The organism is Larkinella bovis (assembly GCF_042655385.1).
Classification (GTDB): Bacteria; Bacteroidota; Bacteroidia; order Cytophagales; family Spirosomataceae; genus Larkinella; species Larkinella bovis.
The window spans coordinates 13547-40489 of sequence record NZ_JBHSMA010000012.1; the positions used below are offsets into that span (position 1 = coordinate 13547).

Annotated in this window: 24 protein-coding genes; 12 read left to right on the forward strand and 12 right to left on the reverse strand. The window is 55.2% G+C overall.

Annotation, left to right across the window (positions count from 1 at the left end; genetic code table 11):
- The first annotated feature begins 2 nt into the window (after positions 1-2).
- The 5 genes from ACFPMF_RS23615 (at position 3) to lgt (ending at position 3063) form a co-directional block, all read left to right on the forward strand.
- Positions 3-1040, forward strand: a complete 1038-nt coding sequence (locus ACFPMF_RS23615; RefSeq protein WP_379849748.1) for a glycosyltransferase family 4 protein — start codon at positions 3-5, stop codon at positions 1038-1040.
- A gap of 92 nt (positions 1041-1132) precedes the next feature.
- Positions 1133-1402 carry a DUF167 domain-containing protein gene (locus ACFPMF_RS23620; protein WP_379849750.1) on the forward strand — a complete coding sequence of 90 codons (270 nt, stop codon included), beginning with the start codon at positions 1133-1135 and terminating at the stop codon, positions 1400-1402.
- A gap of 86 nt (positions 1403-1488) precedes the next feature.
- Complete coding sequence (locus ACFPMF_RS23625) at positions 1489-1989, forward strand: RNA polymerase sigma factor (protein ID WP_379849752.1); 501 nt, start codon at positions 1489-1491, stop codon at positions 1987-1989.
- Positions 1986-2183 (forward strand): hypothetical protein, encoded by a 198-nt coding sequence (locus ACFPMF_RS23630; RefSeq protein WP_379849754.1) that lies wholly within the window; start codon positions 1986-1988, stop codon positions 2181-2183. The genes ACFPMF_RS23625 and ACFPMF_RS23630 overlap by 4 nt, the downstream gene beginning before the upstream one ends.
- Before the next feature lie 22 nt (positions 2184-2205).
- On the forward strand, positions 2206-3063 hold the full coding sequence (gene lgt, locus ACFPMF_RS23635) for a prolipoprotein diacylglyceryl transferase (protein ID WP_379849756.1): 858 nt from the start codon (positions 2206-2208) through the stop codon (positions 3061-3063).
- Between the two features lie 8 nt (positions 3064-3071).
- Here the strand turns inward: lgt and ACFPMF_RS23640 are convergent, their stop codons facing one another.
- The 4 genes from ACFPMF_RS23640 to ACFPMF_RS23655 all read right to left on the reverse strand — a co-directional run bounded on the left by ACFPMF_RS23640 (position 3072) and on the right by ACFPMF_RS23655 (position 6988).
- A complete protein-coding gene (locus tag ACFPMF_RS23640) occupies positions 3072-3632 on the reverse strand; it encodes a hypothetical protein (protein ID WP_379849758.1) in 561 nt (186 codons plus the stop codon).
- Between the two features lie 6 nt (positions 3633-3638).
- Positions 3639-4940: a Fic family protein gene (locus ACFPMF_RS23645; protein WP_379849760.1), complete on the reverse strand. Its 1302-nt coding sequence runs from the start codon at positions 4938-4940 to the stop codon at positions 3639-3641.
- A gap of 201 nt (positions 4941-5141) precedes the next feature.
- On the reverse strand, positions 5142-6383 hold the full coding sequence (fabF, locus tag ACFPMF_RS23650; RefSeq protein ID WP_379849762.1) for a beta-ketoacyl-ACP synthase II: 1242 nt from the start codon (positions 6381-6383) through the stop codon (positions 5142-5144).
- 50 nt (positions 6384-6433) lie between these two features.
- Positions 6434-6988 carry a TetR/AcrR family transcriptional regulator gene (locus ACFPMF_RS23655; protein ID WP_379849764.1) on the reverse strand — a complete coding sequence of 185 codons (555 nt, stop codon included), beginning with the start codon at positions 6986-6988 and terminating at the stop codon, positions 6434-6436.
- Between the two features lie 170 nt (positions 6989-7158).
- On the opposite strand from ACFPMF_RS23655, the gene hemE reads away from it, so the two are divergent.
- The 3 genes from hemE to ACFPMF_RS23670 all read left to right on the forward strand — a co-directional run bounded on the left by hemE (position 7159) and on the right by ACFPMF_RS23670 (position 9096).
- Positions 7159-8193: a uroporphyrinogen decarboxylase gene (gene hemE / locus ACFPMF_RS23660; protein WP_379849766.1), complete on the forward strand. Its 1035-nt coding sequence runs from the start codon at positions 7159-7161 to the stop codon at positions 8191-8193.
- Positions 8190-8429, forward strand: a complete 240-nt coding sequence (locus tag ACFPMF_RS23665; RefSeq protein WP_379849768.1) for a hypothetical protein — start codon at positions 8190-8192, stop codon at positions 8427-8429. Before hemE ends, ACFPMF_RS23665 begins: the two co-directional genes overlap by 4 nt.
- A gap of 190 nt (positions 8430-8619) precedes the next feature.
- A complete protein-coding gene (locus ACFPMF_RS23670) occupies positions 8620-9096 on the forward strand; it encodes a low affinity iron permease family protein (protein ID WP_379849770.1) in 477 nt (158 codons plus the stop codon).
- Between the two features lie 17 nt (positions 9097-9113).
- Here the strand turns inward: ACFPMF_RS23670 and ACFPMF_RS23675 are convergent, their stop codons facing one another.
- The 4 genes from ACFPMF_RS23675 to ACFPMF_RS23690 all read right to left on the reverse strand — a co-directional run bounded on the left by ACFPMF_RS23675 (position 9114) and on the right by ACFPMF_RS23690 (position 12678).
- Complete coding sequence (locus tag ACFPMF_RS23675; RefSeq protein WP_379849772.1) at positions 9114-9554, reverse strand: GNAT family N-acetyltransferase; 441 nt, start codon at positions 9552-9554, stop codon at positions 9114-9116.
- A 1-nt stretch (position 9555) separates the two neighbouring features.
- Complete coding sequence (locus tag ACFPMF_RS23680) at positions 9556-10560, reverse strand: bifunctional heptose 7-phosphate kinase/heptose 1-phosphate adenyltransferase (RefSeq protein WP_379849774.1); 1005 nt, start codon at positions 10558-10560, stop codon at positions 9556-9558.
- A 125-nt stretch (positions 10561-10685) separates the two neighbouring features.
- A complete protein-coding gene (locus tag ACFPMF_RS23685; protein ID WP_379849776.1) occupies positions 10686-11342 on the reverse strand; it encodes a GDSL-type esterase/lipase family protein in 657 nt (218 codons plus the stop codon).
- A 49-nt stretch (positions 11343-11391) separates the two neighbouring features.
- Positions 11392-12678: a UDP-N-acetylmuramoyl-tripeptide--D-alanyl-D-alanine ligase gene (locus ACFPMF_RS23690; protein ID WP_379849778.1), complete on the reverse strand. Its 1287-nt coding sequence runs from the start codon at positions 12676-12678 to the stop codon at positions 11392-11394.
- A 101-nt stretch (positions 12679-12779) separates the two neighbouring features.
- Here ACFPMF_RS23690 and ACFPMF_RS23695 point away from each other — a divergent pair, with 101 nt between their 5' ends.
- The 3 genes from ACFPMF_RS23695 to ACFPMF_RS23705 are packed head-to-tail and all read left to right on the forward strand — an operon-like array spanning position 12780 to position 17106.
- On the forward strand, positions 12780-15053 hold the full coding sequence (locus ACFPMF_RS23695) for an FG-GAP-like repeat-containing protein (RefSeq protein ID WP_379849780.1): 2274 nt from the start codon (positions 12780-12782) through the stop codon (positions 15051-15053).
- Positions 15054-15101: 48 nt separating this feature from the next.
- On the forward strand, positions 15102-16031 hold the full coding sequence (locus tag ACFPMF_RS23700) for a D-2-hydroxyacid dehydrogenase (protein WP_379849782.1): 930 nt from the start codon (positions 15102-15104) through the stop codon (positions 16029-16031).
- A 49-nt stretch (positions 16032-16080) separates the two neighbouring features.
- Complete coding sequence (locus ACFPMF_RS23705; protein ID WP_379849784.1) at positions 16081-17106, forward strand: glycoside hydrolase family 43 protein; 1026 nt, start codon at positions 16081-16083, stop codon at positions 17104-17106.
- A gap of 20 nt (positions 17107-17126) precedes the next feature.
- Here the strand turns inward: ACFPMF_RS23705 and ACFPMF_RS23710 are convergent, their stop codons facing one another.
- The 3 genes from ACFPMF_RS23710 to ACFPMF_RS23720 are packed head-to-tail and all read right to left on the reverse strand — an operon-like array spanning position 17127 to position 20558.
- Positions 17127-17408, reverse strand: coding sequence for a UBP-type zinc finger domain-containing protein (locus ACFPMF_RS23710; RefSeq protein ID WP_379849786.1), 282 nt, complete (start codon positions 17406-17408; stop codon positions 17127-17129).
- A 4-nt stretch (positions 17409-17412) separates the two neighbouring features.
- Positions 17413-19074: an NAD(P)/FAD-dependent oxidoreductase gene (locus ACFPMF_RS23715; RefSeq protein WP_379849788.1), complete on the reverse strand. Its 1662-nt coding sequence runs from the start codon at positions 19072-19074 to the stop codon at positions 17413-17415.
- A gap of 53 nt (positions 19075-19127) precedes the next feature.
- Positions 19128-20558: a sensor histidine kinase gene (locus tag ACFPMF_RS23720; protein ID WP_379849789.1), complete on the reverse strand. Its 1431-nt coding sequence runs from the start codon at positions 20556-20558 to the stop codon at positions 19128-19130.
- Between the two features lie 119 nt (positions 20559-20677).
- On the opposite strand from ACFPMF_RS23720, the gene ACFPMF_RS23725 reads away from it, so the two are divergent.
- Positions 20678-22528 (forward strand): outer membrane protein assembly factor BamB family protein, encoded by a 1851-nt coding sequence (locus ACFPMF_RS23725; RefSeq protein ID WP_379849790.1) that lies wholly within the window; start codon positions 20678-20680, stop codon positions 22526-22528.
- Positions 22529-22571: 43 nt separating this feature from the next.
- On the opposite strand, the gene ACFPMF_RS23730 is transcribed toward ACFPMF_RS23725, so the two are convergent.
- Positions 22572-26687, reverse strand: coding sequence for a caspase family protein (locus ACFPMF_RS23730; protein WP_379849791.1), 4116 nt, complete (start codon positions 26685-26687; stop codon positions 22572-22574).
- Between the last annotated feature and the right edge of the window lie 256 nt (positions 26688-26943).

The window sequence follows — 26943 nt, forward strand, 5'->3', positions numbered from 1 at the left end:
GCATGAAGATTTTTATCGATACGGAACGGCTTCGGGATTTGAACAGCGGTTTGGGCCAGTTTTGCCGGCAGCTCGGGCAGGAACTGGTGCGGCAAAAACCGCCTTCGGCGCAGCTTACATTTCTGGTTCCGGACGGCCAGCAAGGCGTTTTTGGGCCTGAGGTCAACTACCAGTCGGCGGTCTGGTGGCGGAAATGGTTCAATCCGGGGCGTTACGACGTCTGGCACTGCACCCACCAGGATTCCGCTTTCTGGCCCGCATCGGGCCGGACCCGCACGGTTTTGACCATCCATGATCTCAATTTCCTGGAACGGCCCGACTATAGTGCGGCCAAAAAAGCGCAGAAGCTGGCGACTCTGCAACGCCGGGTTAACCGGGCGTCGGCAGTAGCGACCATCTCGGATTATACCGCTTCCGTTGTCCGCCAACACCTGAAACGGCCTGACATTCCGCTCTCGGTCATCCACAACGGCAACTCGGTTCATCCCGCCATTGCCTTGTCACCGGAAATCCCCAAACCGTATTTTCTGTTTGTCGGGGTGATTCATCCGAAAAAAAATCTGCACACGCTTTTACCCCTGCTGGAAGCGTTTCCCGAATGGAATCTGGTGCTGGCCGGCCCCGACAGCCATCCGTATGCGGCTCACCTGCGGCAGCAGGCTGGGCAACTGGGCATCAGTGAACGGCTGATCATGACCGGCATTGTCGATGAAGCTACTAAAAATGGCTTGTATCAGCAGTGTGACGCTTTTCTGTTTCCGTCGATTTCCGAAGGATTTGGTTTGCCGGTGGTCGAAGCGATGAGTTGGGGGAAACCGGTTTTTATCTCCAATCTCACCAGTTTGCCCGAGATTGGCGGTCGGGATGCCTACTATTTTGAGTCGTTCGAACCCGAGCAGATGGCCGAAACCGTCTTTGCCGGGCTGAATGATTTTCGGGCCAATCCTTTCCGTGCCGATCGGCTCCGGCAGCAAGCCGCCCGATTCAGTTGGGAACAGGCCGCCCGGCAGTATTGGGCGCTGTATACGGGTTTGTTGTAGGCGCTATAGCTCACCCGCGGGTGGCGGCTGGTTGGAACAGAAGGAGGCTTTTCCGGCAACGGGAAACTGTGAACAGAAAACCGTAAACCAATATGGTATTGCACATCAAAGTCAAACCGGGCAGCAAGGTGGATAAGCTGCTGTACGACGCGGCCGGGCAGTTGAATGCCAAAATCAAAGCCCCGGCGCAGGACGGGAAAGCCAATGCCTATTTAGTCGATTACCTCGCCCGGCAGTTCGGGGTGCCCAAATCCTGCATTGAAATCGTTTCCGGTTTTACCAATCCGCATAAGAAGCTGGAAATCAAGGCGGAAGAGGCTGACGTGGCCCGGGTTCTCGCGAATCTGGAAGGTCATTCCTGAAGAAAAACCGGCTTTTTTTTGCCCGACTGTGACTTTGGGCGGTTTTGGGTAACTAATCTCTTTGCATTCATTCATGTTTTTCGTCTGTGGCTCCGAAATCCATCCAACGGGAGTTTGTTCAACTCATTGCGCAACACCAGAAGCTGCTCCACAGCCTGTGTAGCCTGTATTTCCCGTTGTTGGAAGACCGGCAGGATCTTTTTCAGGAAATCGTGCTGCAATTCTGGAAATCCTATCCTGCTTTCAACCACCAGGCCAAGGTGAGCACCTGGATGTACCGCGTGGCGATCAACACGGTTTTCCGGCGGCTGCGGACCGAAAAGAACCGCCCACCGAATGCCGCCTTTTCGGAAGCCACGCTTCAAATTGCGGACGTATCGGATGAGCGAGAGGAAGCTGCCCGCGACTTGTACCGGGCCATTGCCCAATTGCCGGACCTGGACAAAGCCCTGATCATGCTGTATCTGGAGGAACACAGCTACGAGGAAATGGCGCATATTCTGGGGTTAAGCCGGACGAATGTCAGTACCAAAATCAGCCGGATTAAAACCCGGCTCGGGAAATTATTGAAACAGGAACTGCAATGAATACGAACGACGTAAAAAATGCCTGGAACGCCTATAAGGACCGAATCGGGGAGGAGTCTGTCTGGCGCGAAGAGGAGTTGTTGCGGCTGGTGACAACCCCATCGGGGAGCCGCTCGTGGTATCAGGCGTATCAGCACGTGGCCCTCAACTTCGGCGTCGTTTTTTTGCTGATGGGCTTGACAACCGGTTGTTAATCAGTCGTTACGATACACTTTTATGCGTCATCACGGCTTAGCGTACATCGTCTGGGATGTTGATCCCCAACTCACCAGCCTGGCAGTTTTTGGTTCCGACTGGCCTATTACCTGGTACGGTCTGCTGTTTGCCCTTAGTTTTCTGGTTGGGCAACGGCTGTTGCGATACCTGTATAAGCAGGAGGAAAAACCGGTTTCGGACGTGGAAGTGTTAACGCTTTATGGCGTCGTGGCGACGGTGGTGGGGGCGCGGCTGGGGCATTATCTGTTTTACGAATGGGAGTTACTGCTGGCCGATCCCGCTCACTGGGTCCAATCGATGCTGCGGGTACCGTTTGAAGGACTGGCCAGCCACGGCGCTACCATTGCCCTGCTGGTGGCGTTGTCTCTGTACAGCCGAAAGCGGCCCGATCAGTCGTTTTTGTGGGTGCTCGACCGGGTGGTTATTATCGGTAGTCTAGCGGGCGCACTCATTCGGTTGGGGAACCTGTTCAACTCCGAAATTTACGGAACACCGACCCGCTTACCCTGGGCGTTTGTCTTTGTCCGGGAAACCGACCCGGATTTGCTGCCGCTGGTGCCGCGCCATCCCACCCAGGTGTATGAATCGCTGTTCTGTTTCCTGTTGTTTGCCTTGACGTTTTCCCTGTGGAAGCAGAAGCGGCATCACCTCGCCGATGGTTTTATCGCCGGACTGTTTCTGGTCCTGCTGTTTAGCTTCCGGTTTTTTGTCGAATTTCTGAAAACGAATCAGGAAGACTTTGAGCACAACCTCGTCTTGAACATGGGGCAGCTCCTGAGTATTCCGGCTGTTCTGGTCGGTTTTATCCTGCTGGTTAAGAGCCGGTTTCGACTAGGTGGAGTGCCGAAGAGCGGGTAAGGCGGGTCTTACGGGGTCCATTGTTTCGGTAAACCCAGTTGCCGCGCGTACAGCCCGGGTCCGTGGATGTGGATGAACGCCAGCGCCTGATTCACCTCACTTTCGAATTCAATGTAATAATCCGGGTCGATCTTCTGGAGTTTCTTCAGAATCGAATCCGCCTTTTTGGCTACAAACGCGCAGGAGTTCTGGTTGTGGTGATTTAAATGGGCAAACTGACTCGGTTGCATCGCAAAAAAGGCGGTCAGGAGATACAGATTCAGCTCGACTTCGCCGTATTTGTCTTTCGTGATCTTGACGTGGTGCGTAATGGCTGAACTCAGCGTACGCATGGCCTTCAGCATCCAGCCGTCGGGGTGGTTGTAATGCCCGTTGGCGGTTTCGGCAATCTTTACTTTCACCTCCTGCCGCCGTTCTTCCGTCGTGGTTTCGCCCTCGATCAGCACAAAATGCAGCCGTTCGACCAAATCCTTATCTTTGGCAATCAGCCGCAGCAGAAGTTTGTCTTTTTCATTCGCCGGTAATTTCAGAATCTCCTTCTTGAGATCTTTCGCGATGGCTGTGGGCATACTCGTTTAGCGGGAAAGATGCTTTTTTAAAACCTGATCAAATTGCTCACTTCTCACAAACCGTTGTTCTTTGCGGTTTACAAACACTTTTTCCAGGAAATTCATATCAACTAATTGCTGTAAATCTGTTCGGGCCGTTTGATTGGCTACGCCAAAGCGGTTTTCAATTTCTTTCACAGTTAAAATGGTATCGGCGTCGTCCTGCATCAATTTAATAATCTGAGCTTGTCGTAACGAAATACCTTCAATCCGCTGGAATGAAACCAGCTGTTTCTTTTCCGCATTCTTACGATCGATGTATTTTTTTAGTTCCTCATACGCCTGTCGCAAGGTTTTGACCTGATACATGACAAAATAAGTCAGGTCATTTTCATCCGCTTCGGTGTATTGAAACGCCCGGTAATATTGCATCCGGGATTTCAAAATCACCCTGGAAATGGATAGATACTCGGTGAGCCAATACCCTTTCCGCAACAAATACCAGTAAAATAATGCCCGGGCCGTCCGGCCATTACCGTCCGTGAAAGGATGAAAATAACCGATCAGAAAATGAATAATGCTGGCCTTAACAATCGGATGAATGAAAAATTCCGGCGTTTCGTCATTGAAAAACCGGCACAAATCTTCAATAAAAGAAGGAAGTGCGGTATGACTGGGTGGCGTATGAATAATGTCGCCTTCAATGGCATCAATGACATGAATATCATCATGCTGCCGAAACGTCCCGGCTTCTTCCGGTTTATCCATCGTATCGGCTGTTATCAACTGATGAATTTCCAGTAACGTTTGGGAAGTGAGAGCTTGGCTTTTAATTTGAAGAATATGCTGGATCGTCAGGTAGTTATTCAGAATCATTTGCTCCGATTTGTTGCGGGGAGAACGATTTTTCCGCAGCATATCCTTGGCAACCACCCGCGACGTCACCGCTCCTTCAATTTGGCTGGAAGCAATGGACTCTTCCATGATGGAGCCGATGAGGTATTGGTGCTTGTCGGACTCTGATAACTCTGATTGGCCACCAAGGGACCCGCCTAAATTAAGATCGAATTCGTGTAACTGGCTATATAGCGTATCCGTAGGAGTATAACAGAACCAGTTCTTGGCAAAAGAAAGCCGTTTTTGATTTACATTTCGAGCACGCTTAACCAGGTGCCATAACTCTTCTTCTGAAAGCTCTGCACTCAAAGACGAAGGAACTTTATACTTTACCTTATCCCAATAAAGGTATTCATCATTAATTTTATCGAGGATTCTGCTTTCATCTATTTTAAAAAGAACAAGATTCCCCTCTTCATCGAATCGTGTCATTAGATCCAATAACCGTTTTGGGGCAGGAGGGAGCTGAATTTTTTTCACAACATTTCCTAATTTTCACAAAATTAGGAAATGTTAGGAGATATTAGGAAATGTTAGGAGATATATGTAGGAAACGAGCTACCCAACCGGTAGTGTTTTCAAAACCGTACCAGTCGGGTATGTAAGCTGTTTTAAACTTTCTGAAATGGACTTTTACACCCGTTGAAACGCCACAATCGCATTGTGGCCGCCGAAGCCGAAGGTGTTGCTCATCACCACATTGACCGGTTTCTGAACGGCGACATTGGGCGTCAGATTCAGATTCGGGCTGATGCGTTCGTCGCGGTTCTGGAGGTTGATCGTCGGCGGAATGGTGTTGTACTGCATCGCCAGAATCGCGGCTACGGCTTCGATAGCCCCGGCGGCCCCGAGTAAATGGCCCGTCATCGACTTGGTGGCGCTCAGGTGCAGGCGCTCCGGATTTTCGCCGAACACGTTCTGAATGGCCTGCGACTCGCTGAGGTCACCGATGGGCGTGGAGGTCGCATGAACGTTCAGGTAATCGACGTCTTCCGGTTTCAGATTGGCTTCCCGTAGGGCTTCCGTCATCGCCAGCCGCGCGCCGAGTCCTTCGGGGTGGGTAGCAGTCATGTGGTAGGCGTCGGCCGTCGCGCCGGTTCCGACCAGTTCGGCGTAGATTTTGGCACCCCGGGCCTTGGCGTGTTCGTATTCTTCGAGCACAAGGGCAGCCGCTCCTTCGCCCAGCACAAAACCGTCGCGGTCGGCATCGAACGGGCGGGAGGCCGTGGCCGGATCGTCGTTGCGTTCCGACAGGGCTTTCATGGCGTTAAAACCGCCCACGGCGACTTCGGTCACGACGGCTTCGGAGCCCCCGGCAATGATGGCGTCGGCCTTGCCCAGCCGGATGTAGTTAAAAGCGTCGATCAGCGCGTGCGTTGCGGACGCACAGGCCGAAACCGGGGCAAAGTTGACGCCCCGAAAACCGTACCGAATCGAAATCAGCCCCGACGCCATGTTAGCAATCATCTTGGTGATGAAGAACGGGTTAAAGCGTGGATGGCGGTCGTTGGCACCGTAGGCAATCACCTCTTCCTGAAAACTATACATCCCGCCAATCCCCGACGCCCAGATGACGCCGACCTGGTTTGGGTCCACGCGGTCGTCTACCAAACCGGCATCTTTTACGGCCTCGTCGGCCACCACCAGCGCATACTGGCTGTATTCGTCCATTTTCCGGGCTTCTTTTTTCTCCAGAAACTGGAGCGGATCAAAGCCCTTGATCTCGCAGGCGAATTTGGTTTTAAAATGGGTGGTATCGAATTTGGTAATCAAGGCCGAACCGCTGCGGCCCTGCACCAGCCCGTTCCAGTACTCTTCGACCGTATTTCCGATAGGCGTCAGCGCGCCCAATCCCGTGACAACAACTCTTTTCATGTGAGAGGACGGTTGTGAAAACCGTCTTTTTGGTATAGATAAAACACTTTTTACAAGCGGGCAATGACCCGGTTTCGGCAGTCGGCGAGCAACTGGTCATCGCCGAACAACTTGACCAACAGCAGCGAGCCCTGAATTTCGGCCGTGGCCTGCTGCGCCAGTTCCCGGGCTTCGGCAGCCGAATGATTGGTTTGGTACAGGTACGTCAACGCCTTCAGGGCGTTATGGAAATGGGTTTGCAAGGGTTCCCGGAATTCGTCGGTTACCAGAGCCGTTTCGAGCACGGTGTTGCCCATCAGGCAACCGCCTTCCGACCGTTGGACGCCCGCAAACAAGGCATCGAGCAGGGCTTCCAGCCGTTGTCGGGGCAGTTGGGTGTCGTCAAAAGCGATCGAAAACAGCTGCGTTTCGTTGTAGGTATTCACGTACGCGAGCACCGCCTTCATCAACGCTTCCTTGCTGCGAAAATAATGGTAAAAGCTACCTTTCAGCAAACCGCAGGCCTGCGCCAGATCCTCCATCGTCGTCCGGTGGAAGCCCTGCCGCTTGAAAACCTGCATCGCCTTCTGCAAAATCTCCTCCCGGGTTACTTTCTGAACTGGCATGGCGCAAAGGTAAGCGATTAAAATAATTTTACCAAACGTTTGTTTGGTAAAATTTAAAAAGCTGTTTCGCAGAGTTAACATACCGTTTCGCGGAGCCTCTGCTTCTCTCTTTTTAACTCCGCTCAACTCCGCGAAACAACCTTTTAACCTTCACCCATTATCTTTGCACCATGACTTTACAAAATGACCTGTTGCTGCGGGCGGCCCGTGGCGAAAACGTAGAACGTGTTCCGATCTGGCTAATGCGGCAAGCGGGCCGGATCCTGGCCGAATACCGCGCCGTTCGGGAAAAAGCCGGTAGTTTCATTAACCTGGCAACAACGCCCGAGCTGGCGGCCGAAGTAACGATTCAACCCGTTGACATTCTGGGAGTTGATGCGGCCATTATTTTCTCGGATATCCTTGTCGTCCCGGAAGCGATGGGCCTGCCGTACGAAATGGTGGAGCAGCGCGGCCCGGTTTTTCCGCAAACCGTACGGAATCCGCAGCAACTGGAGCAAATCCGGATTGCCGATCCGGAAAACGATCTGGCGTATGTGCTCGATGCGATCAAAATCGTCAAAAAAGAACTGAATGGCCGGGTGCCGCTGATCGGTTTTGCGGGGGCGCCGTTCACGATTTTCTGCTACATGACCGAAGGACGCGGCTCCAAAACGTTCTCCGTGGCCAAAAAATTACTGTATACCGACCCGGTTTTCTCGCACGCGCTGCTTCAGAAAATTACCGACAGCACGATCGATTACCTGAAAGCGCAGGTACGGGCCGGGGCCGATCTCGTGCAGCTTTTCGATTCCTGGGCCGGCATTCTGTCGCCCGAACAATACCGCACGTTTTCGTTGCCGTACATCAAACAGATTTGCGACGCGGTGACGGCAGCCACTCAGGTTCCCGTGACGGTTTTTGCCAAAGGTGCTTTCTTCGCCCGGCAGGAGATCGGGCAGTTGAGTTGCTCGGTGGTGGGGCTCGACTGGAACATGGATGCGGCCGAATCGCGGCAGCTTATTCCGAACAAAACCCTGCAGGGAAATCTCGATCCCTGCGTCTTGTACGCTGATTACGACCAGATTAAGGCCGAAGCGAAGAAGATGGTGGACGCCTTTGGAACGCAGCGGTATATTGCCAACCTGGGCCACGGCGTGTATCCCGATACGGACCCGGAAAAGGTGCGGTATTTTATTGAAACCGTCAAAAACCTCACGGCATGAGCGACCCGTCGAAGAAGAAAGTAGAAGCGATTTACCACCGCCACGCCGAACCGTTCATCGATTACTTTGAGACGGCGGAAACCGCCATTCAATTTATGGAACAGGGGCTGGAAAGCAAAGAGATTCAGCCCGTTGCCGTGATTGCCAATTACAAGGTGGTCTGGCGGCACCACAACAACCGGGGCAAAGCGTATACGGACGATTTCATCAAGGAAACCCGGAGCCGGGCGCAATGATGCGTGGTAACAGGTAGATTGTCAGGGTTTTATTGACCTTGTTCGCGGAGGCTGGCGGGCATTGCCGGGTTGCCTTTTAAACAAAAACCGCCTGATTGGGGTATATCAACAGAAATCTCATCCTGAGGGTCCGTCTTGCTCGACTTCCATCGATCCGGGCGGTTTTTGATCTGTTTGATCCAATCATGCTATGAAAAAAGGAGATGTTAAAGGCCGCGGCAGAAAAGGATTTTTTGAACGCTTCTCGACGGGAGTTGCCAAAGCTACCGGCTCATCGCTGGCGTTTGCGCTGGCCTTGGGGACGGTGCTGATCTGGGCCCTGGCGGGCCCCCTGTTTGGGTATTCGGAAGGCTGGCAGCTGGTCATCAATACCGGCACCACCATCGTGACGTTTCTGATGGTGTTTGTGATTCAGAAGGCACAGAATAAAGAATCGCTCTCGGTTCAGTTGAAGCTAAACGAACTCATTGCGGCTACGCAGGGAGCCAGTAACCGACTGATCGACAGCGAAGACCTGAGCGAGGAGGAACTCTCGATCCTGTATCAGCACTACTGCACAATGGCCGAAATTACCAAACGCGCCAGCGATCTGCGCAAGTCCCATTCCGTGGAGGAAGCCATCAAGGAAACCAAGGAGAAACTGAAAGTTGAAGCGCGGAAATCCTGACCCAAAACCGGTGAAACTTATTGCCGGATGGCATCGTCGTTGAATTTTTCCATGATCGTTTCCGGTTTGGCGAGTTCGGTAAAACCGAATTGCTGGTACAAACCGTGGGCGTCGCGGGTGGCCAGCAGCCAGCGCCGGATGGTCTGTAAATCAGGGTGTTCCATGATGGTTGCCATGAGCCACTTCGATAACCCCTGGCCCCGGTAGGTTTCCAGCACAAACACGTTGCCGAGGTAGGCAAACGAGGTGTAATTCGTCAGCACCTGCGCGTAACCAATCTGCCGGTCGCCATCGTACAGCCCGAAGTGCAGGGTCGAATGCTCCATTTGTTTCCGGAGGGTTTCGCGGCTGATGCCCGTGGCCCAGTAGGAATGGTTGGCCAGGAAATCGTGGATGACGTCGAATTGCAGCCGCGCGGCATCGGTCGAGATGGTGTAGGGGTTCCGATGAACGTCCATATTAAGCGAGTTTTTCCCGAATAGCCTCGGTTTGCAGGCGTTGTTTGTCGATCGGCACCACGCCCAGGGATTCGCAGACCAAACCGCCCGCCAGGTTCGATAAACCGGCAATCAGACGGGGGGGCAAGCCCAGCGCGACGCAACAGGCCGCGACACTGATGACGGTATCGCCCGCGCCCGACACGTCCGAAATCTGCCGGAAATGGGCCGGGCAATGGTGGGTTTCGTTCTGATAATCAATGAAAACGCCCCGCTCGGAGAGCGTAATTAAAGCCCCCTTGATCTTCATCCGGTTTTTCAACTGGTCGATGGCCTTTTGAAGTTCCCCGGCCTGTTTACTATCGAAATCAATCTTTAATCCTTCCTTCAGCTCTTTCAGATTGGGTTTGAAAAGCGTGGTGTTGTGGTACGCCAGAAAGTTTCGTTTTTTCGGATCGACCACCGTCGGAACGTGGTGCTCGTTGGCGAAATCCGTGAGCTCGGCAATGGCTTCCGGGCTTAAAACACCCTTGTCATAATCCTGGAAAATAACCGCCTGACAACTTGGAATCAATGATTTTGCTTTGGCAACCAGCTGGTTGCGTTCCGATTCGGTGATGAATTTGTCGGTTTCGGTATCCACCCGAACCACCTGCTGCGAACCAGCCATGATCCGCTCCTTGATGGTGGTGATGCGGTCGTCGCTCCGGATCAGCCCGTCGCAGTTGAGGCCGTGGTCCTTCAGTTGACCCAGTAAGCGGTCGCCCGGTTCGTCGGTGCCGATGACGGAGCAGATGATGGGTTCGGCTCCGAGCGCCTGGACGTTCAGGATGACATTGCCCGCGCCACCCAATCGCAACTCCCGTCGCTGGACGGTCACGACTGGCACGGGGGCTTCCGGCGAAATCCGGTCTACCCGGCCCCAGACGTAGGAATCGAGCATTACGTCGCCAATAATGAGCACCCGGAGCGAATTGAACGCTTCAAAAATTTCTTCAATGGATGTGGTCCTGACCGGTTGGGTCATCGTGTATCGGTTTACGGTTTACGGTTTACAGTATTCAGTTTACGGTATACAGTTTTTGCCGGGACGCTTCGGCTGGTTGGCGTCAGGTACTGTAAACCGTAAACTGAATACTGTAAACAAGAAGTTTACTTCAATAACGGCTTGAGCTTGGCGGTCCAGAGTTCGTAGCCTTTGGGGGCCATGTGCAGGCTATCGGCCCGGAACAGCTCGCCCCGAATCTGGCCGTTGGTGTCGAGCATCGCTGAATAAATATCCAGGTACTGGGCGCGCTTTTGCTTCGCCAGATAGTCCTTGATCAGGCGGTTGGCCTCCTGGGTAATCGGTAAATATTTCCGGCGCGACGGACTGGGTTTCATCGAAATAAAGACGATCGGCGTGCGGGGCAGGGATTTCCGGATGGTGGTAAAAAGCGTCACAAACCGGTCCAGAACCGCCTGCGCCGTTACTTTTCCACTGGCCACGTCGTTCTCGCCCACGTAAATGACGATTTGTTTGGGTTTGTACGGAATAATCGCCCGGTCGGCAAACCGGATGACGTCGGGGAGGGATGAACCCCCAAAACCCCGGTTGAGGACCACTTTATCCGGAAAATCCGTCTTGAGGCTTTGCCAGAGTTTGATGGACGAACTGCCCGTAAAAAGAATCGGTTTTTTGGGCGGAGGGCTGGTTTGGTCCTGCTGCTCGAACGCTTTGATTTCGTTTTCGAACGGAACGGGTTGCTGGGCAAAAACGCCGGTCGAAAGGCTGAACGTCAGCAGGAAAAGGCTTAGGCGGTTTTTCATAGTAGGCGGTAAGGAAGTCACAAAGTCGGTTTTAAGCGGGGGCTAGTGTTTACAAAAACTGCACAACGGATTCCAAACCCATCCCCCGCGACCCTTTGATCAGGATGGCGGTATTGTCAAACGGGTGGTCTATGATCCAGTTGTGTAACGAAAATTTGTCGGGGAAATAATACGCTTTGGGCAGGGCCGGGAGCGCATACCGCATGTCCTGACCGGCCAGAATGACGGTATCGAAACGCCCTTGCGCCACCAGTTCGCCCAGGGCCGCGTGTTCGGCGGGACTTTCGTCGCCGAGTTCGTACATATCACCCAGGATCACCACTTTCCGGGGGGCGTCCAGCTTCATAAAATTCTGAAGGGCGGCCGCCATCGAACTTGGATTGGCGTTATAGGCATCCAGCAAAAGCATATTGCTACCCTTCCGGACCGTCTGCGACCGGTTATTGGTCGGGTTGTAAGCCGCTACGGCTTCGTTGGCTTCCTCCGGCGAAACCCCGAAAAATTTCCCGAGGCAGAGCGCAGCCGCGATGTTGTCGAAATTGTAGCGGCCCGTCAGATGCGTCGTGACCACCCGCCCGGTTTCATCTTTGAACACCACCGCCGGATTGTCGGTCAGGATTTCGTACTGATCGGTTAGCTGGTAGAAAACCGCTTCGCGGAACAGCCGCTCCTTTTGCATGGCCACCAACACCTCACTTTGAGCATTGACGAAAACCGTCCCGCCGGTTTCGGCCAGAAAATCGAACAGTTCGCCCTTGCCTTTTCGCACGCCCTCGACCCCACCGAAGCCTTCCAGGTGGGCTTTTCCCACGTTCGTAATCAGACCGTGGGTGGGCTGCGCAATGGAGCACAGCAACCGGATTTCGCCCTGGTGGTTGGCGCCCATTTCCACCACCGCCAGTTCATACTGCTCGTCGATGGCCAGGACGGTCAGGGGAACCCCGATATGGTTGTTGAGGTTGCCTTGGGTCGCGTACGTCCGGTATTTGCGGGATAGCACGCTGGAAATAAGTTCCTTCGTGGTCGTCTTTCCGTTCGATCCCGTCAGCCCGATCACCGGGATGCTCAAGCGGTTCCGGTGGTAACGGGCCAGTTCCTGCAAGGCCGTCAGTCCGTCGGCAACCCGCAAAAACCGGCTGTCGGTAGCCACCTCCGCGTTGTCCACCAGGGCGTAGCGCGCCCCTTTCGCCAGGGCTTCGTGGGCGAATAAATTTCCGTCGAACTTGTCGCCTTTGAGTGCGACGTACAGACAACCTTCTGTAATTTTACGGGTATCGGTCGATACGCCCGCGCATTCGCGGTAGCGATCGTATAATTCAGGAATGGATAGTACCATTTTCCGGAAGGAAGTAAACCAACGTTATCAGTCTGTTCGTTATCTATGAACCGCATGCCATCTGAATGGCAGTCAATGGACGGTTTATGAGCCAAAGTTACATGAAAAAGCTGTTTACCATACTTTGTTTTCTGATTCTTCACCAGGCGCAGGCTCAAACCGGTACCGGATCGTTTTCGTTTCGTTACGAGGCCGGCGCTTCCGTCAAAATCGCCGGGCGGACCCTCACTAACCCCTGGGCGGGCGGTATGAACGGGGCGCAATATTCCACCATTCACCTGAATACCGACGACAAGCCCGACCTGGCGGTATACGACCGGCAGACCAACCGGGTAGTGACGTTTGTGGCTGAAAAACAGGCCGATAATCAGTATGTCTGGCGGCACGCTCCGCAGTACGAAGAACAGTTTCCGGCCATTACGTACGGCACCTGGATGTTGCTGGTCGATTACGACCACGACGGTAGAAAAGACTTGTTTACGCATACCAACGGCGGCTTGCGGATTCTGCAGAATACTGGCTCCAACGGCAAACTGTCGTGGAAAACCATTGCTGATCCGGTGTACCACGAAGGCCTTTCCGGCACGCTGAACCTGTATATTAATTCGGTGGACATTCCGGCCATTCTGGACGTGGACAACGACGGGGACATCGATATTCTGACGTACGACATCAACGGCGGCACGGCGAATCTGTTTCAGAACATGAGCGTCGAACGGAAAAATGATCCCAACGGGCTGGATTTCAAGCGCATCGGCTTTTGTTGGGGCAGCTTCAGAAGCGGTGACGAGTGTGATGAATTTATATTTGGGCTGGATTGCGTATACGTCGGCAATGGGGCGGAAACCGGGGGCAACAACGCGGGGGCGCGGGTGAAGCATAACGGCAATTCCATGCTGGTGATCGACCTCAATGGCGATGGAAACAAAGATTTGCTGACCGCTCACGTGACGTGTCAGCACCTGTCGATGCTGACCAATTCGGGCGGAAACGGCGCGTCGGCCCGGTTTTCGACCTTCACGAACCGGTTTCCGGCCACCACCCCGGTTTCGTTCGATATCTTCCCGGCGGTTTACTCCGAAGACCTGGATTTTGATGGGATCAAAGATCTGGTTGCCTCGCCCAACGTGTACGTCAATGAAGGCAACCTGATCGATTTTCGGGCCTCCAACTGGTTTTACCGCAACGCTGGTACCGATAAACTGCCCAATTTTCAGTACATGACCAGGAGCTTTTTGCAGGAAGACATGATCGATCTGGGTGAAGGCGCAACGCCGGTGCTAGTGGACCTCGACGGCGACGGTGACATGGATTTGCTGGTGGGTAACACGGGCATCCGGGGCGACAAGGGGCTGCGGGCCAGCATTGCGCATTTCGAAAATACCGGCACGAAAAGTAAACCGGCTTTTGAATTGCGGACGACCGACTACCTGAAGCTGTCCGAACAATTTCAGCTGACCGACCTGAAACTGGCCCTTGCCGACATCGACGGGAACAACAGTTACGACCTGGTTTTTACTGGCAATTCCATCAACCGGGCGCCGGAAATCCGTTACATCCTGAATCAGGGACAGCGGGGGGCGGCTTTTCAACTGGATGCCACCAAAGTCCAGCAAATCCCGACGCCCGACCGGCTGGGAATTATCGACATGCTCACCTGGTACGATGTGGACCGCGACGGGAAAACCGATCTGCTGATTGGTAAACAAAGCGGCTCCATTGAGTACCACCGGAACACCGGCACCCCGGCGGCTCCCAGGTATCAGTTGCAACAACAGAATTACGGACAAATTACTGTTATTCCCGGTTCGACCGGCCCGTCGATCGTCGTTGCGGATTTCAACGGCGACCAGCGCCCTGAGTTGCTGACCGGTACCCGCGATGGCATCATGAAGCTTTACCAATTGCCCGACCAACCCGGTGACAAAATGACCTTGCTCGATTCGACGCTGGTGATCAATGAATTGACGCAAACGTCGGACAACGCCATTCCCGGCGGCAACCTGGCCCTGACGGCCGCCGATCTGAACGACGATGGGCTGGCGGATGTCCTCATCGGAACCAGCGCCGGCGGGGTTCGGTACCTGCGAAATACCTCCGAGAAGGTGGTAATTACGGGCCATGAAGAGGAAGAAATGAAACGCCCCTGGGTCTTTCCGAGTCCGACCGACCGGTTTTTGCGGGTGAAATCGCCCAGCAAAGGCGTCGTGCAGGTACTTAATCTGCACGGCCAGCCCGTCACGGCCCGGACGGCGGTGCCGGCGCATACCGAAACCACGCTTGATCTCGGATCGCTGCCGGTGGGGGTGTATCTGGTTCGGCTGCTGCGCGACGGACAGCCGGTTCGGCACCAGAAAATCATCCTGTCCCGATAGAAATGGCCCATTCACTACTTTTACGCGTAAAACCCTAACTTTTCTGACATGATTGTTTTTGTAAATACCCCGTTAACCGAGTCTGATAAAGCCTATTTTCGAAACCAGTTGCCAGCGGAATATGAATTGATCTTCAAAAAAGACCTGCCCGAAAGCGAACAACCGGCGGCTTTTCAACGCGCCGATCTGCTGCTGGGCAATCCGCCCGTGGCCTGGTTTTCGGAGGGTAACAACTTGAAATGGTGGCAGTTGGAGTCGGCGGGTTTTGATGGGTATAAAAACGTTCAGCTGGATATTCCGGTCACGAACATGGGGGACTATTTCGCCTGGCCCTGCGCCGAAACGATTGTCGCCGGTATTCTGGCGTTTTACCGGGATATTCACGGACTGGCGGTGCTGCAAACGAAGAAAAAGTGGGTGGGCGTGCCGTTGCGGTTTAAACTGGATTTGCTGAAAAATAAAAAAGTGGTGATTCTGGGCGCGGGAACCATCGGGCAGGCGGTGCGCGAAATGCTCACCGGTTTTCGGTGTCAGGTGAAGTTTCTGGCCCGGACCAACCCGGAGGCTGAACTGCACACGCCCGAAGAACTGAAGGCCGAATTGCCCGAAACCGATCTGGTAGTTAACTGTTTACCGGGGACGGCCAAAGGCTTTTTCTCCGCCGAACTGATCGACGCCATGAAGCCGGGCAGCCTGTACGCCAACATCGGCCGGGGCAGTACGACGGACGAACAAGCGTTGATTGAGGCCCTGCAACGCGGTCATCTGGCCGGCGCGGTGCTGGATGTTACCGCAACCGAACCTTTGCCCGTCGACAATCCGCTGTGGGCCATGCCGAACGTGATCCTGACGCAGCATACGGGCGGAGGGTCCATGACGGAAGACAAAGGGAAAATCGACCTGTTTCTGCAAAACCTGGAACGCTTTCGGAACGGAAAACCGCTTGAAAACCCGATCGAGCTGGCAAAAGGGTACTAAAAAACCGCCCATCGACAAAACCAGAAATTTCCATCCCGGCTTTCCCCGCATGAGAAAACTACTTCTGTTCTCCTTCTTCCTTTGGGCAACTATTGGCGTCGGTCAGACGTTGACCAATCCGTTATTACCCGCGGGGGCCGATCCGTGGAGCATTCACAAAGACGGTTTTTATTACTACACCCATACGACCGGCCGGAATCTGACACTCTGGAAAACCCGCTCGCTGGCCGAGTTGAAAACCGCCGAGAAGAAAGTGGTCTGGACTCCGCCCGCCACCGGGCCCTACTCCAAAGAAATCTGGGCACCGGAGCTGCATTTCATTGGCGGCAAATGGTACCTGATTTTTGCCGCCGACGACGGGCACAACCGCAACCACCGGCTCTGGGTACTGGAAAACGAAGCCGCCGACCCCTTGCAGGGCAGCTGGACCATGAAGGGCCAGATCAAAACACCGGACGATAAGTGGGCCATCGATGGGTCGGTTTTTGAATACAAAGGCCAGCTTTACCTGGTCTGGTCGGGCTGGGAAGGCGACGAGAATGGGGAGCAGGATATTTACCTCTGCCGGATGGAAAACCCGTGGACGGCGACGGGGAAACGGGTTAAAATTTCGTCGCCTACCTATGCCTGGGAAATTGACGGCAAGATTCCCAAACCCGGCCCGGACGACAAACCGGTGGTGCTCGTGAACGAAGGACCGCAACCGCTTCAGAAAGGAAACCGGCTGTTTGTGATTTTCTCCGCCAGTGGTTGCTGGACGGATAGCTATGCGCTGGGAATGCTTTCCATTGATGGCGATAAAGACCTGATGGAGGCCCGCAACTGGACCAAGCAAAGTCAGCCGGTTTTCAAAGCCGTGAACGTTACGGGAACCCACGCGGCTGGCCACAACTCCTTTTTCAAGTCACCCGACGGCACCGAAGACTGGATTCTGTACCATGCCAATTCCGAACCGGGGCAAGGTTGCGGCACGAACCGATCACCACGGGCGCAGAAATTTACCTGGACCACCGACGGCATGCCGCAGTTCGGGCAGCCTTTATCGACGAATGTTGCCATACCGATTCCGAAATAACCACTCCGGGGCTTTGCTTTTCAGAGCGAATACGGCGTAATTAATTCATCGACGTAACACCAGAGCCAGCGTTCGCCGGGTTCGGCCGACGCCATCACCGGATGGCCGGTCTGGTGAAAGTGTTTCGTCGCGTGCTGGTTCGCCGAGGAGTCGCAGCAGTGGGTTTTGCCGCAGGTCTGGCAGGTCCGCAGATGGACCCACGAATCCCCGGTTTTGAGGCACTCTTCGCAAACCGCCGGTTGCTCAGGCAGGCTGACGGTTTCGACGTCGTTCAGGTGTACACAACTTTTTCGCGTTAGCATAACATCAGGTTTCTGCCAGGTATTTATGAACAAAACTGACCGCCATGGCTCCTTCGCCCACTGCCGACGCCACGCGGTTCATGGCTCCGGCCCGCACATCGCCGGCGGCAAAAATACCGGCACTACACGTTTCGAGCAGGTACGGGTCACGGTTTAATTTCCAGAAATTTTTGTAATCGCCGTATTTTGCCAGATCGCGCCCGGTTTCGATGAATCCTTTGGTATCCCGGATGATGTTCACTTCGATCCAGTCGGTATACGGTTTGGTTCCGATAAAAATGAACAGGGCGCTGGCGGGCACTTTCCGGCGCTCGCCCGAATTCATGTCCTCGATCATCAGACACTCCAGGTGCGACTCACCCAGCCCCTCGGCCACCGCCGTGCAGGGCAGCACGTGAATGTTCGGGGTATTTTCAATTTGATCGATCAGATATTGCGACATCGTGGCCGTCAGGTCGGGACGCCGGATAATGATGTACACCTCCGATGCGGTTCGCGACAGGTACATGGCTCCCTGTCCGGCCGAATTACCGCCCCCCACCACGTAAACCGGTTTGCCCTTGAACGCGTAGGCTTCGGTGGTGGCGGCTCCGTAATAGACCCCGGCCCCCGCCAGCCGGTCCAGGCCTGGACAGTCCAGCTGGTGGTAGGACACCCCGGTGCTGAGCAGAATGCTCCGGGCCACGACTTCGCTGCCGTCGCTGAATTCCACGTGTTTGTACTGCCCTTTCGGTTTGATGGAGATAACCTCCTGCGGGGCCAGAAACTCTACACCGAAGCGGGTGGCCTGCGTGATGGCCCGGCGGGTCAGTTCGGCCCCGCTCAATCCGTTCGGAAAACCGAGGTAATTTTCAATTCGTGAACTGGTTCCGGCCTGTCCACCGGGGGCCCGCTTGTCGATCAGTACCGTCCGCAACCCTTCGGAACCCGCGTAAACCGCAGCTGCCAGCCCGGCGGGTCCCGCGCCGATGATCGCCAGGTCGTAGAGGGATTGGGTGGCGGTTGGTTTGAGGCCCAGCTGTTTACCGACGTCCTGCATCGACGGTTGTTTCAAAACCGTACCATCTTCCGTCAGCACAACCGGCAGATCGCGGGGATTGATCGCGTGCAGCTCGGCCAGTTTTTGGGCTTCCGGATTGGCTTCAAAATCAAGCCATTGGTACGGAAACAGGTTGCCGGCCAGAAAATCCTTCAACTCGTGCGTCTGGGGCGAAAACTGGTAGCCGAGGAGTGTCAGGCCCTCAAAGGGCGGCTGGTAATTTGACTGCCAGTCGTTCAGCAATTCGTCCAGAACCGGATACAGCTTCTCGGTAGGTGGGTCCCAGGGCTTGTTCAGGTAATAATCCACCTGCACGTCGTTGATGGCCCGAATGGCGGCTTCGATGTCGGAATAGGCCGTCAGCAATACGGTTTTGGCGTTAGGATAAATCTTCCGTGCCCGGATCAGAAAATCGACGCCCAGCATTTCGGGCATCCGCTGGTCGGACAGAAACAGTGCTACGTCCTCGTTTTTTTTCTTCAGTTCCGTCAGCGTTTCCAGCGCTTCCCGGGCCGAGGTCGTCGCCAGAATTTTATAGTTTTTCCGGTAGTGCTGCCGTAAATCCCGCTGGATGGCCTGCAAAACCGGTTGGTCGTCGTCGATGGCGAGTATAATAGGAAGTTTCATGCGTCAGTCGGAAAACGGAAAGAACAGAAAAGTAGGAGTAAAACAGGCCAGGTTCATTCGTTTAAATCCATCAGACTCCGGGCTTCGTGCTTCCTTTTTTCCTTTTCACCCTTCATCGGTAAACATACTTTAAATTCGGTTCGGCCCGGTTTTGATTGAACGTAAATCCGGCCGTTATGGCGACGGATGATGCCCTGCACGATGTCGAGACCAAGGCCGGTTCCCTGCCCCGGGGGTTTGGTGGTATAAAACGGGTCGAAAATATGATCCAGACTGGCGGTCGGAATGCCCGCGCCGTCGTCGATGACGCGAATCAGTACAAACTCGTGATCGACTTCGCCCGAAATCTGCAAGTGGCCCCCGTCGTTCATGGCGTCGATGGCGTTGTCGATCAGGTTGGTCCAGACCTGATTCAGTTCGCTCGCGAAGGCATCAACCAGTGGCAAATCGTCCGGGATATCCACGTCTACGACAATGTTTTTGGCTTTCAGCTTGTGTTTCAGCAACACCAGGGTGCTGTCGATGCCTTCACAAACCCGGATTGGCTCCCGGCCCGTGCCACGGTCCATGTGCGAGTACGCCTTGATGGCATCGACCAGCGTGGCAATGCGCTGCGAAGCCGTTTCAATGTCGTTGACCAGCCGCTCGGTTGCCAGATTATTGACAATCCAGTTCAGAATGGTCGTCCGGGCCGCCGGTTCCAGATCCGACAGCAGCGCATCCAGATCGTCGGTCGTAAAACCGAAATCGATCAGAGATTCGGTCAGATCGTCGCCGTCCGACACCTGATTGTCGTCGAACCAGTCGAGCAGTTCGTCTTCCCGGCTGCTGCGTTCGAGCAGTGTCAGGCGTTTGCCTTTGCCCTGTTCGTTCATTTTGCGGAACAACAGCTCGCCCGCCCGATCAATCATCTCGTCGGTGACGCACAACGTCATCACCTCTTTAAACCGCTGGGGCGTGTTGTGCAGGTGGGCTTTCAGCGTATTGGCGCTTCGGACCACCGCCGAAACCGGGTTATTCAGCTCGTGGGCCAGACCGGCCGACATCCGGCCCAGCGACAGCATTTTTTCGTTCTGCTGCAAAACGCGCGTCGTTTCCCGAACCCGCGTCGTCATGGCGTGAACCAGCGTTTCGGTCAGTTCGTACTGCGTCTGGATCATTTCGCGGAAATGGTCGCGGTGCAGGGCCAGCAGTGTCGTTGGGTCGAGGGTTTTCCAGAACGCCAGCGATTCCACCATCCGCGAAAACGGCAGGACACCTTCCAGCGAACCTGGTTCCGAAAACCGGATTTCCTGGTCGTTGACGTAAAACCGGATATGGCCTTCCAGCACAAGCAGGAAGTGGTCGGTCCGGTCGCCGGGTTTGTACAGAATGGTGTCGGCGGGGTACGTCTGGCAGTCGGAATGATCGACCAGCCAGCGCAGCTGTTCCTCCGGCACCGACTGGAACGTCGGATTGGTTTTCAGGGCAGTCAGGCAATCCATGAAAAGTCAATTTGAAACCAAAAGATAGGAAATTGCCCGCGACTTCCCAGCATTTATCTATCCAGCCGCCGGTTTTCGACGAAGCGGTGGTTTCTGTTTTTGTCTTCGTACTTTGCGGTATGAAGAATGTTTTCTTTCTCTTACTAGGGCTGGTCGGTTTCCGGTCGGTGCTGGCCCAACCCATCCGGTTTGCGTTTGTGACCGATACCCACATCGGTGCCCCCGCCACCGCCGTCGAAGACCTGCAACGCACGGTGAACGACATCAACGCCCAGGCCGATCTCGACTTTGCGGTTTTTACGGGAGACGTGACCGATTTTGGTTCCGACGAGGAATTGCAGACGGCCAAACGGATTCTGGACGGACTGAACAAGACGTGGTATATTTTTCCCGGCAACCACGACACCAAGTGGTCGGAGAATGGCTGCAACAGTTTCCGGAACGTGTTCGGAGCCGAGCGGTTTGCGTTCAATGCCGGAAAATACAGGTTTATCGGCTGCGGGAGCGGCCCCAACATGCGGATGTCGCCGGGGCTGGTGGCCCGCGAGGACGTTCTCTGGCTGCGGGCCGAGGTCGAAAAGCTGCAGGGTTCCGATCAGCCGGTGATTTTTATGAACCATTACCCGCTCGATGAATCGCTGGAAAACTGGTACCTGCTGATCGATGAACTCAAGAAAGTGAATGTCCAGGCGGCTTTTTGCGGCCACGGCCACGCCAACCGCGAACTGGATTTCGAAGGCATTCCGGGCACGATGGGGCGCTCCAACCTGCGCGCGAAAGAGGCCGTGGGCGGGTACAACCTCGTAACGATTCAAAACGACACGATGACCTTCGCCGAACGGACACCCGGGGTCGGGACCAGGCCGGTCTGGCGGACCATTCGGCTCGAAAACCACCATTTCAGCCAGCAGCCGACGGTGTCCTTCCCGCGTCCTTCGTACCGGATGAACGACCAGTTTGCCAACATCCGGGCGGTTTGGGCCAAACAGGACAGCAGTGACATCGGCGCGGGCCTTGTCGAAAGCGACGGTTTTTGCATTTACCCCAACACCCGGGGGCAGATTGTCGCACTGGCCACGACCGACGGGGCCGTCCGCTGGCGGTTTGCGACGGGTGGGAAAGTGTATTCGACGCCCGCCATTCAGAAAAACCGGGTGGTGGTAGCCTCCACCGACGGCACCATTTATTGCCTCGACAAGCGAACCGGGCAAGTGCGCTGGAAACACGAAACCGGCAAACCGATTGTGGCTTCTCCGTTGATCGACCGCCGTACGGTTTTTATCGGCAGTTCCGAAGGGAAATTCCGGGCGCTCTCGCTAGCCGACGGTTCGGTCAAATGGACGTTCAGCGGGGTGAAAGGGTTTGTCGAATCGGTGCCGGTGGTGGATAAAAACCGCGTCTATTTCGGGTCGTGGGGATCGTCGCTATACGCCCTGAACAAACAAACCGGCGATTCGGTCTGGCGGTGGACCAACGGCAAAGTTCGCAATTTCTCGCCCGCAGCCTGTGTGCCGGTGGTGGTCAATAACCGGATTTTCATCCAGACGCCCGACCGCACCGTGACCGCCATCGATACCGAAACCGGGCAGGAAATCTGGAAAACCAGTCAGCACAAAGGCTTCGAGTCGATGGGTGTATCCGCCGATCAATCCCTGATTTACGTCAAGTGCATGCAGGATTCGGTCTGGGCCATTCCGACGAACTCGGCCGACGGACAGGGCGCGTGGTTTGTCAATTGCCAGTTTGGGTACGAAATTAGTCCGGGGCCCATCAGCGAACGCGACGGATTGATTTACGTTCCGACCGACGAAGGCGCGCTGTACACGATCGACCGCCCAAACCGCCGGCTGCTCTGGTCGCACAAACTTTCGAACGCCATGCTCAACCGCGTCTGGCCCCTGAACCAGAACCGGGTGCTGGTGACGACGATGGACGGCAAAATTGCCTTACTGGCTCCGGTCGGCGAATAAAACCGCTGACCGGAGCCCGTGGTGTCGGTTTAAAAACCGCTCCTTAACGTTTTTGCAATAACACCGGAATATCGGCCTGGCGGTCGTCCTGTAGCCCCATACCGGCCACGGCGAGTTCGTAGGCATCGACAATCGACAGACCGGCACCGAGGGCCTGGTAAAAGGTGGCAGAAAACGCAATGGCGGCTTCGTCGCCGATGGAGCGTTGCATGCCGATCACGTACGGAATGTGTTCGCCGATGGCCCGGGCCTGTGGTTCGGAGTAGCAGGCGTTGAGCAGCACACACTGCACCGAATCGTCGAAAACCGCAAAAAGCCGCCCCAGGGCATCGGCGCTTACGGTTTTGAGTTGCCCGCTTTCCGTTTCCAGACACAAACCGTCCGTGGTGCCGTGGCCGCTGAAATGCACAATGGTCGGTTTTTCCTGCAAAATGGAACGGGTCAGCGTGCGGGGCGTCACGGCCAGGCTGGTCGAAAAAAGAATGCCCTCACTGCCCCGCAGTTCGTCCTGAATCTCGCGGGCTTCGGCACCGAGCCGCAGCGGTTCTTCGGTTACGGGGTTGGCCGACAGGAATAAAATGCGTTTCCAGGTTTTGGCGTCGGCAGACGGAGCGGGGTCGGGAGCGTCGCTGTTGATCAGAATTTCTTTCTCCAGCACGTCCAGATCCCGGGACCGATTGCCCTGATGAACCGTAATCTGGAGGAGCAGCGGGTGGCGGCCGGTTTTCAGCGGACGGACAAAAAACTTCCACTGCGTGTCGTCGCCTTCCCAGATGGCCTGCCGCTCGGTGCTGGTGGTCGTAATCTTGAAATAATCGCCCCCGGAACTGTCGACCAGCCGGACGCTCATTTCGTCGCCGATGGTAATGCCCTGGTGCACACTGGTTTCGCTGATTTTCAGCAGCTCAGCGGCTACCTCTTTTCCCGCAATCCGAACCGTGCAGGCGGTTGTCTCATTGACTTTCATCGAACCGGGAATGTCATACTCCAGTTGTCCTTCGCGCAGACCTGAGCTGCTGCCCGGTGCGGGTTTTGGAGACTCCATAATCGGAACGTTGGGCAAGCTGGCTCCACTGGGCCGGTTCGGATCGCGTTCGTATTCGACATGGGTCAGGTCGATCGTGATGCCCCGGCCACGCGGTTTTTCCGGCGGTTTGGCCAGCTTGTACCCGCTGCGGTTCTGGGGTAGTGGTTGCATCAGGTCCGGCTGCGTGGCCAGAATGGCGTTGATGCGTTCCATGAACTTCATGGCTACCTGCTGAAAACCGTCGGCGTTCGGGTGAATTTCGTCGTACCACTGATCGGCCCGGACGGTGTTCCGGACGTTGATGTACGACACGTTGCTGAAGCCGGACGCTACCGCTTTCAGCCGTTTGTTGAATTCATCGAGAATAAACCGGATGATCGCAAACCGGTCTTCGTGCCGGTGGATTCCTTTCTCGATCATGTACCGCCCGAGCCAGCCTTTGTTCGTGACGCTCAACGGAATGACGTAATCGTAGCCGTGGACCAGAATGTGCAGTTTCGGTTTGTGAACTTGCAAATGACCGAACATCGCTTTATAAATGTCGCGCAGGGTATCGAGCTCGGCCGATAGCTTAGCATTCAAAAACCGGCCCGGATTCTGGCCGGGGGCTTCACTCAGATCCGGGTTGTCGTTCAGGAAAAACCGGAATTGTTCGCCCAGAATATCGTTGCCGCCCCCGCTGATGAGGAACAGGGCCGGATTTTGCTCGTCGATGGCATTCAGGTATTCGCCGGTTTTCTGGTAGTTGCGCAGCGTATCGCCCGCAGCGGCCACGCAATAGATGGCAAACGCCCGCGACAGATGGTCGATGGTGTCGGTTACAAGCGGATGCTGGAACCACGAATCGCCCTCCGACACCAGCCGGACGCGGTTGGGGTACTGCCGGATAACCTGCGCGTAATGCTGGTTGCGCAGTCGGCGGGCAACGGAATTGGCCAGATCAAGGCCCCAATCCTGGATCAGTCCCCGTTCGTCGAGCTGGGCCGAACCGCGAACCTGAATGCCCGGTTTGAGCTTGTAATCGGGTTGCCAGTTCGGGCCCGATTCTACATCGAAATAGAGGCCCAGCGCAAACGGTGTGGTTACCGGGTCGTGCAAGAGCGCATTCAGTTCGGATTCGTCAACGATGTTCGGTTCCGGATTGATTAGCTTCAGCGTATACGACTGCGTGGTCCAGCCCGTCAGTTGAATGGGCTCCCGGGATACGTCCTCCGTGGCAAATCCGCCCCGTTTGGTTTCGCCCCGATCCAAATCGCCGGGCATGGGCGGGTCGGGAAGCGTGGCCAGGGTCAAGGCCTGCGGGTCGAAAATTTCGGTGCTGACGATCAGTTTGAGATGCTCCAGCCGCGACGGCCAGTTGTAGGCCCGTATGGCGTCGGGCAGGCTGGCGGGCAACACCTGGCCGCCTTTGAGCCCCAGCCAGACCGAGTTACCGGATTCCAGTAGGTACGGTTTATTGGGCAGAAAACCGGTGAAGGACTCGAACGTGGACGAGAGGTACAAGGCCGCGCAGTAGAGGTCGGTTTTCGTCGGGTTCGTAATTTTAACCTGGATCGTACTTTTCCATTTGCCGTTAATGCGCTCGTATTCAATGGGGATCACGCCATCCGATAGGTGGATCGGGGCCGGGTGCCCATCGGCTCCGACCTGGAAAAATTCCACCGTCAGCGGTTGGCCGGTCAGGCGGTTGGGGCCCGTATTGCTCAGGTTGTGCATGAACTCCCAGCGCGACAGGTGTTTCAACTGGTCGAGCAGTTCCGGTACGGCGGTGTTCGACGCGGTTTCGATGACCTTCGTGAGCGGACGGTAGGGATCGTGAGGATACGTGATGTAGTAGCGGCCATCCTGATCGTGAACTACGTACTTCGCCCGGTTTTCGTCTTCTTCGGCAACAATCTGTCCACCGCTTCCGCTGGCGAGTTGGTTCAGGAGTTTGGCCTGTTCTTCTGGTAAACTACCCCGGCTTTTGATCGTGACGGGCAGCGGCTGCGTCATCAGACCGTCGATGGTGGCCTGATAAACTGCATTCGGATTCAGGTTCACCGCCGGATCAAAACGCAGCTGTGTCGAATCGACCCGGATCGCGTCGACTTTCGCCGGGTATTTTCGGGCCGGATCGTCGGGGTTGAAAACCGTGATGGTGCCGGTTTCGGCCGTAATGCCGTGAATGGCTCCCAGGCTCAACTGCCAGCCGAGGCTCTGGTTATAGGTTACTTCGCCCAGCGCCGACGGACTTCCCTGACCGGGACGGTTGAGGAAGGGGGTAAAGAGTAGGGCATCGTCGCCGTTGGCCACGTAAATGCGCGGTTTTTGCTCGAACACGTTTCGCAGATACTGCTGTACGCGGCTTCGTAAGGTATAGTAACTCAGATCACCCGCCGAGCTACGCAGCACGTCCAGCAGGGTTTTGGTAAAAACGCCTTCACCCGCTACTTCCACCGCCGATTCGTCGGATTCGCAGGCTGCCAATTGAATGTGAGTTCCTTCGGGCAGGGCAATGGCATCGCCCTGCTGGCGAACCGTGTCGGCCGGAAGGGTTTGTCCGAAAATAAACTGGTTCCAGGGCCGTTTGGGAAACACAAACGGAATTCGTTTTTCTCTCGGCGCTTCGTTCCGGAAAACGGTTTGCACCAGCGTGCCGTTGCGGGTATTGTCGCCCGAATGACAGCAGTCGAAAATGGTGACAATGTGCGGTTTTCGGGCCGCCAGTTCATGGATTAAATACCGTAATTCCTTGTCCGACAGGAGGAATTCGCCAGCGGTTTGTTCGTCGTAGTAACAGGCGATGCATTCCAGCCGGCCATCGCTTTCGTTTTTCCAGACGGTGGTGTCGGCCCACTCCTGGGTGCCGTGGCCGGAGAAATAGAAGAGGGCCACGTCGCCTTCCCGGGCCTGGCCGAGGTGTTCGCGAAACGCCTTGACCACGCTGGCTTTATCGGCCTGGCTGTCTTGTAAAAAGAGAATATCCGGCACAAAAGCCGGATCGGTTTGTAGATACCGGTTGATTTTCCGGGCGTCGGCCACGCAACCGCCCAGCGCGGGAAACGTCACCTGGCCGGGCAGAATTAAATCCCCACGGTATTCGTTGATGCCCACCAGCAGGGCATAGAGTTTCGGTTTTGCAGGTTCCATTTTTTCTTCCGGTTAAAGGGTGAAAAACGATTCGTTTGCATCGGGTTGGATGGCGTGTCTTTCGGGAGGAATAGCGATAAAATCGGGCGTTGTGCTTGACTGCCAAGGTACTTGTAAAAGTTGTCGCGTTGCCAAACGACTTATCAAACGGTGTGTGAATGGGGCGATTTCGAAACGACAAAAACCGGCCCGCTGGACTTTGCCAAACCAAAAAAGGCCAGATAAAATCTGACCTTTTGCTGAAAAATAGGGACGG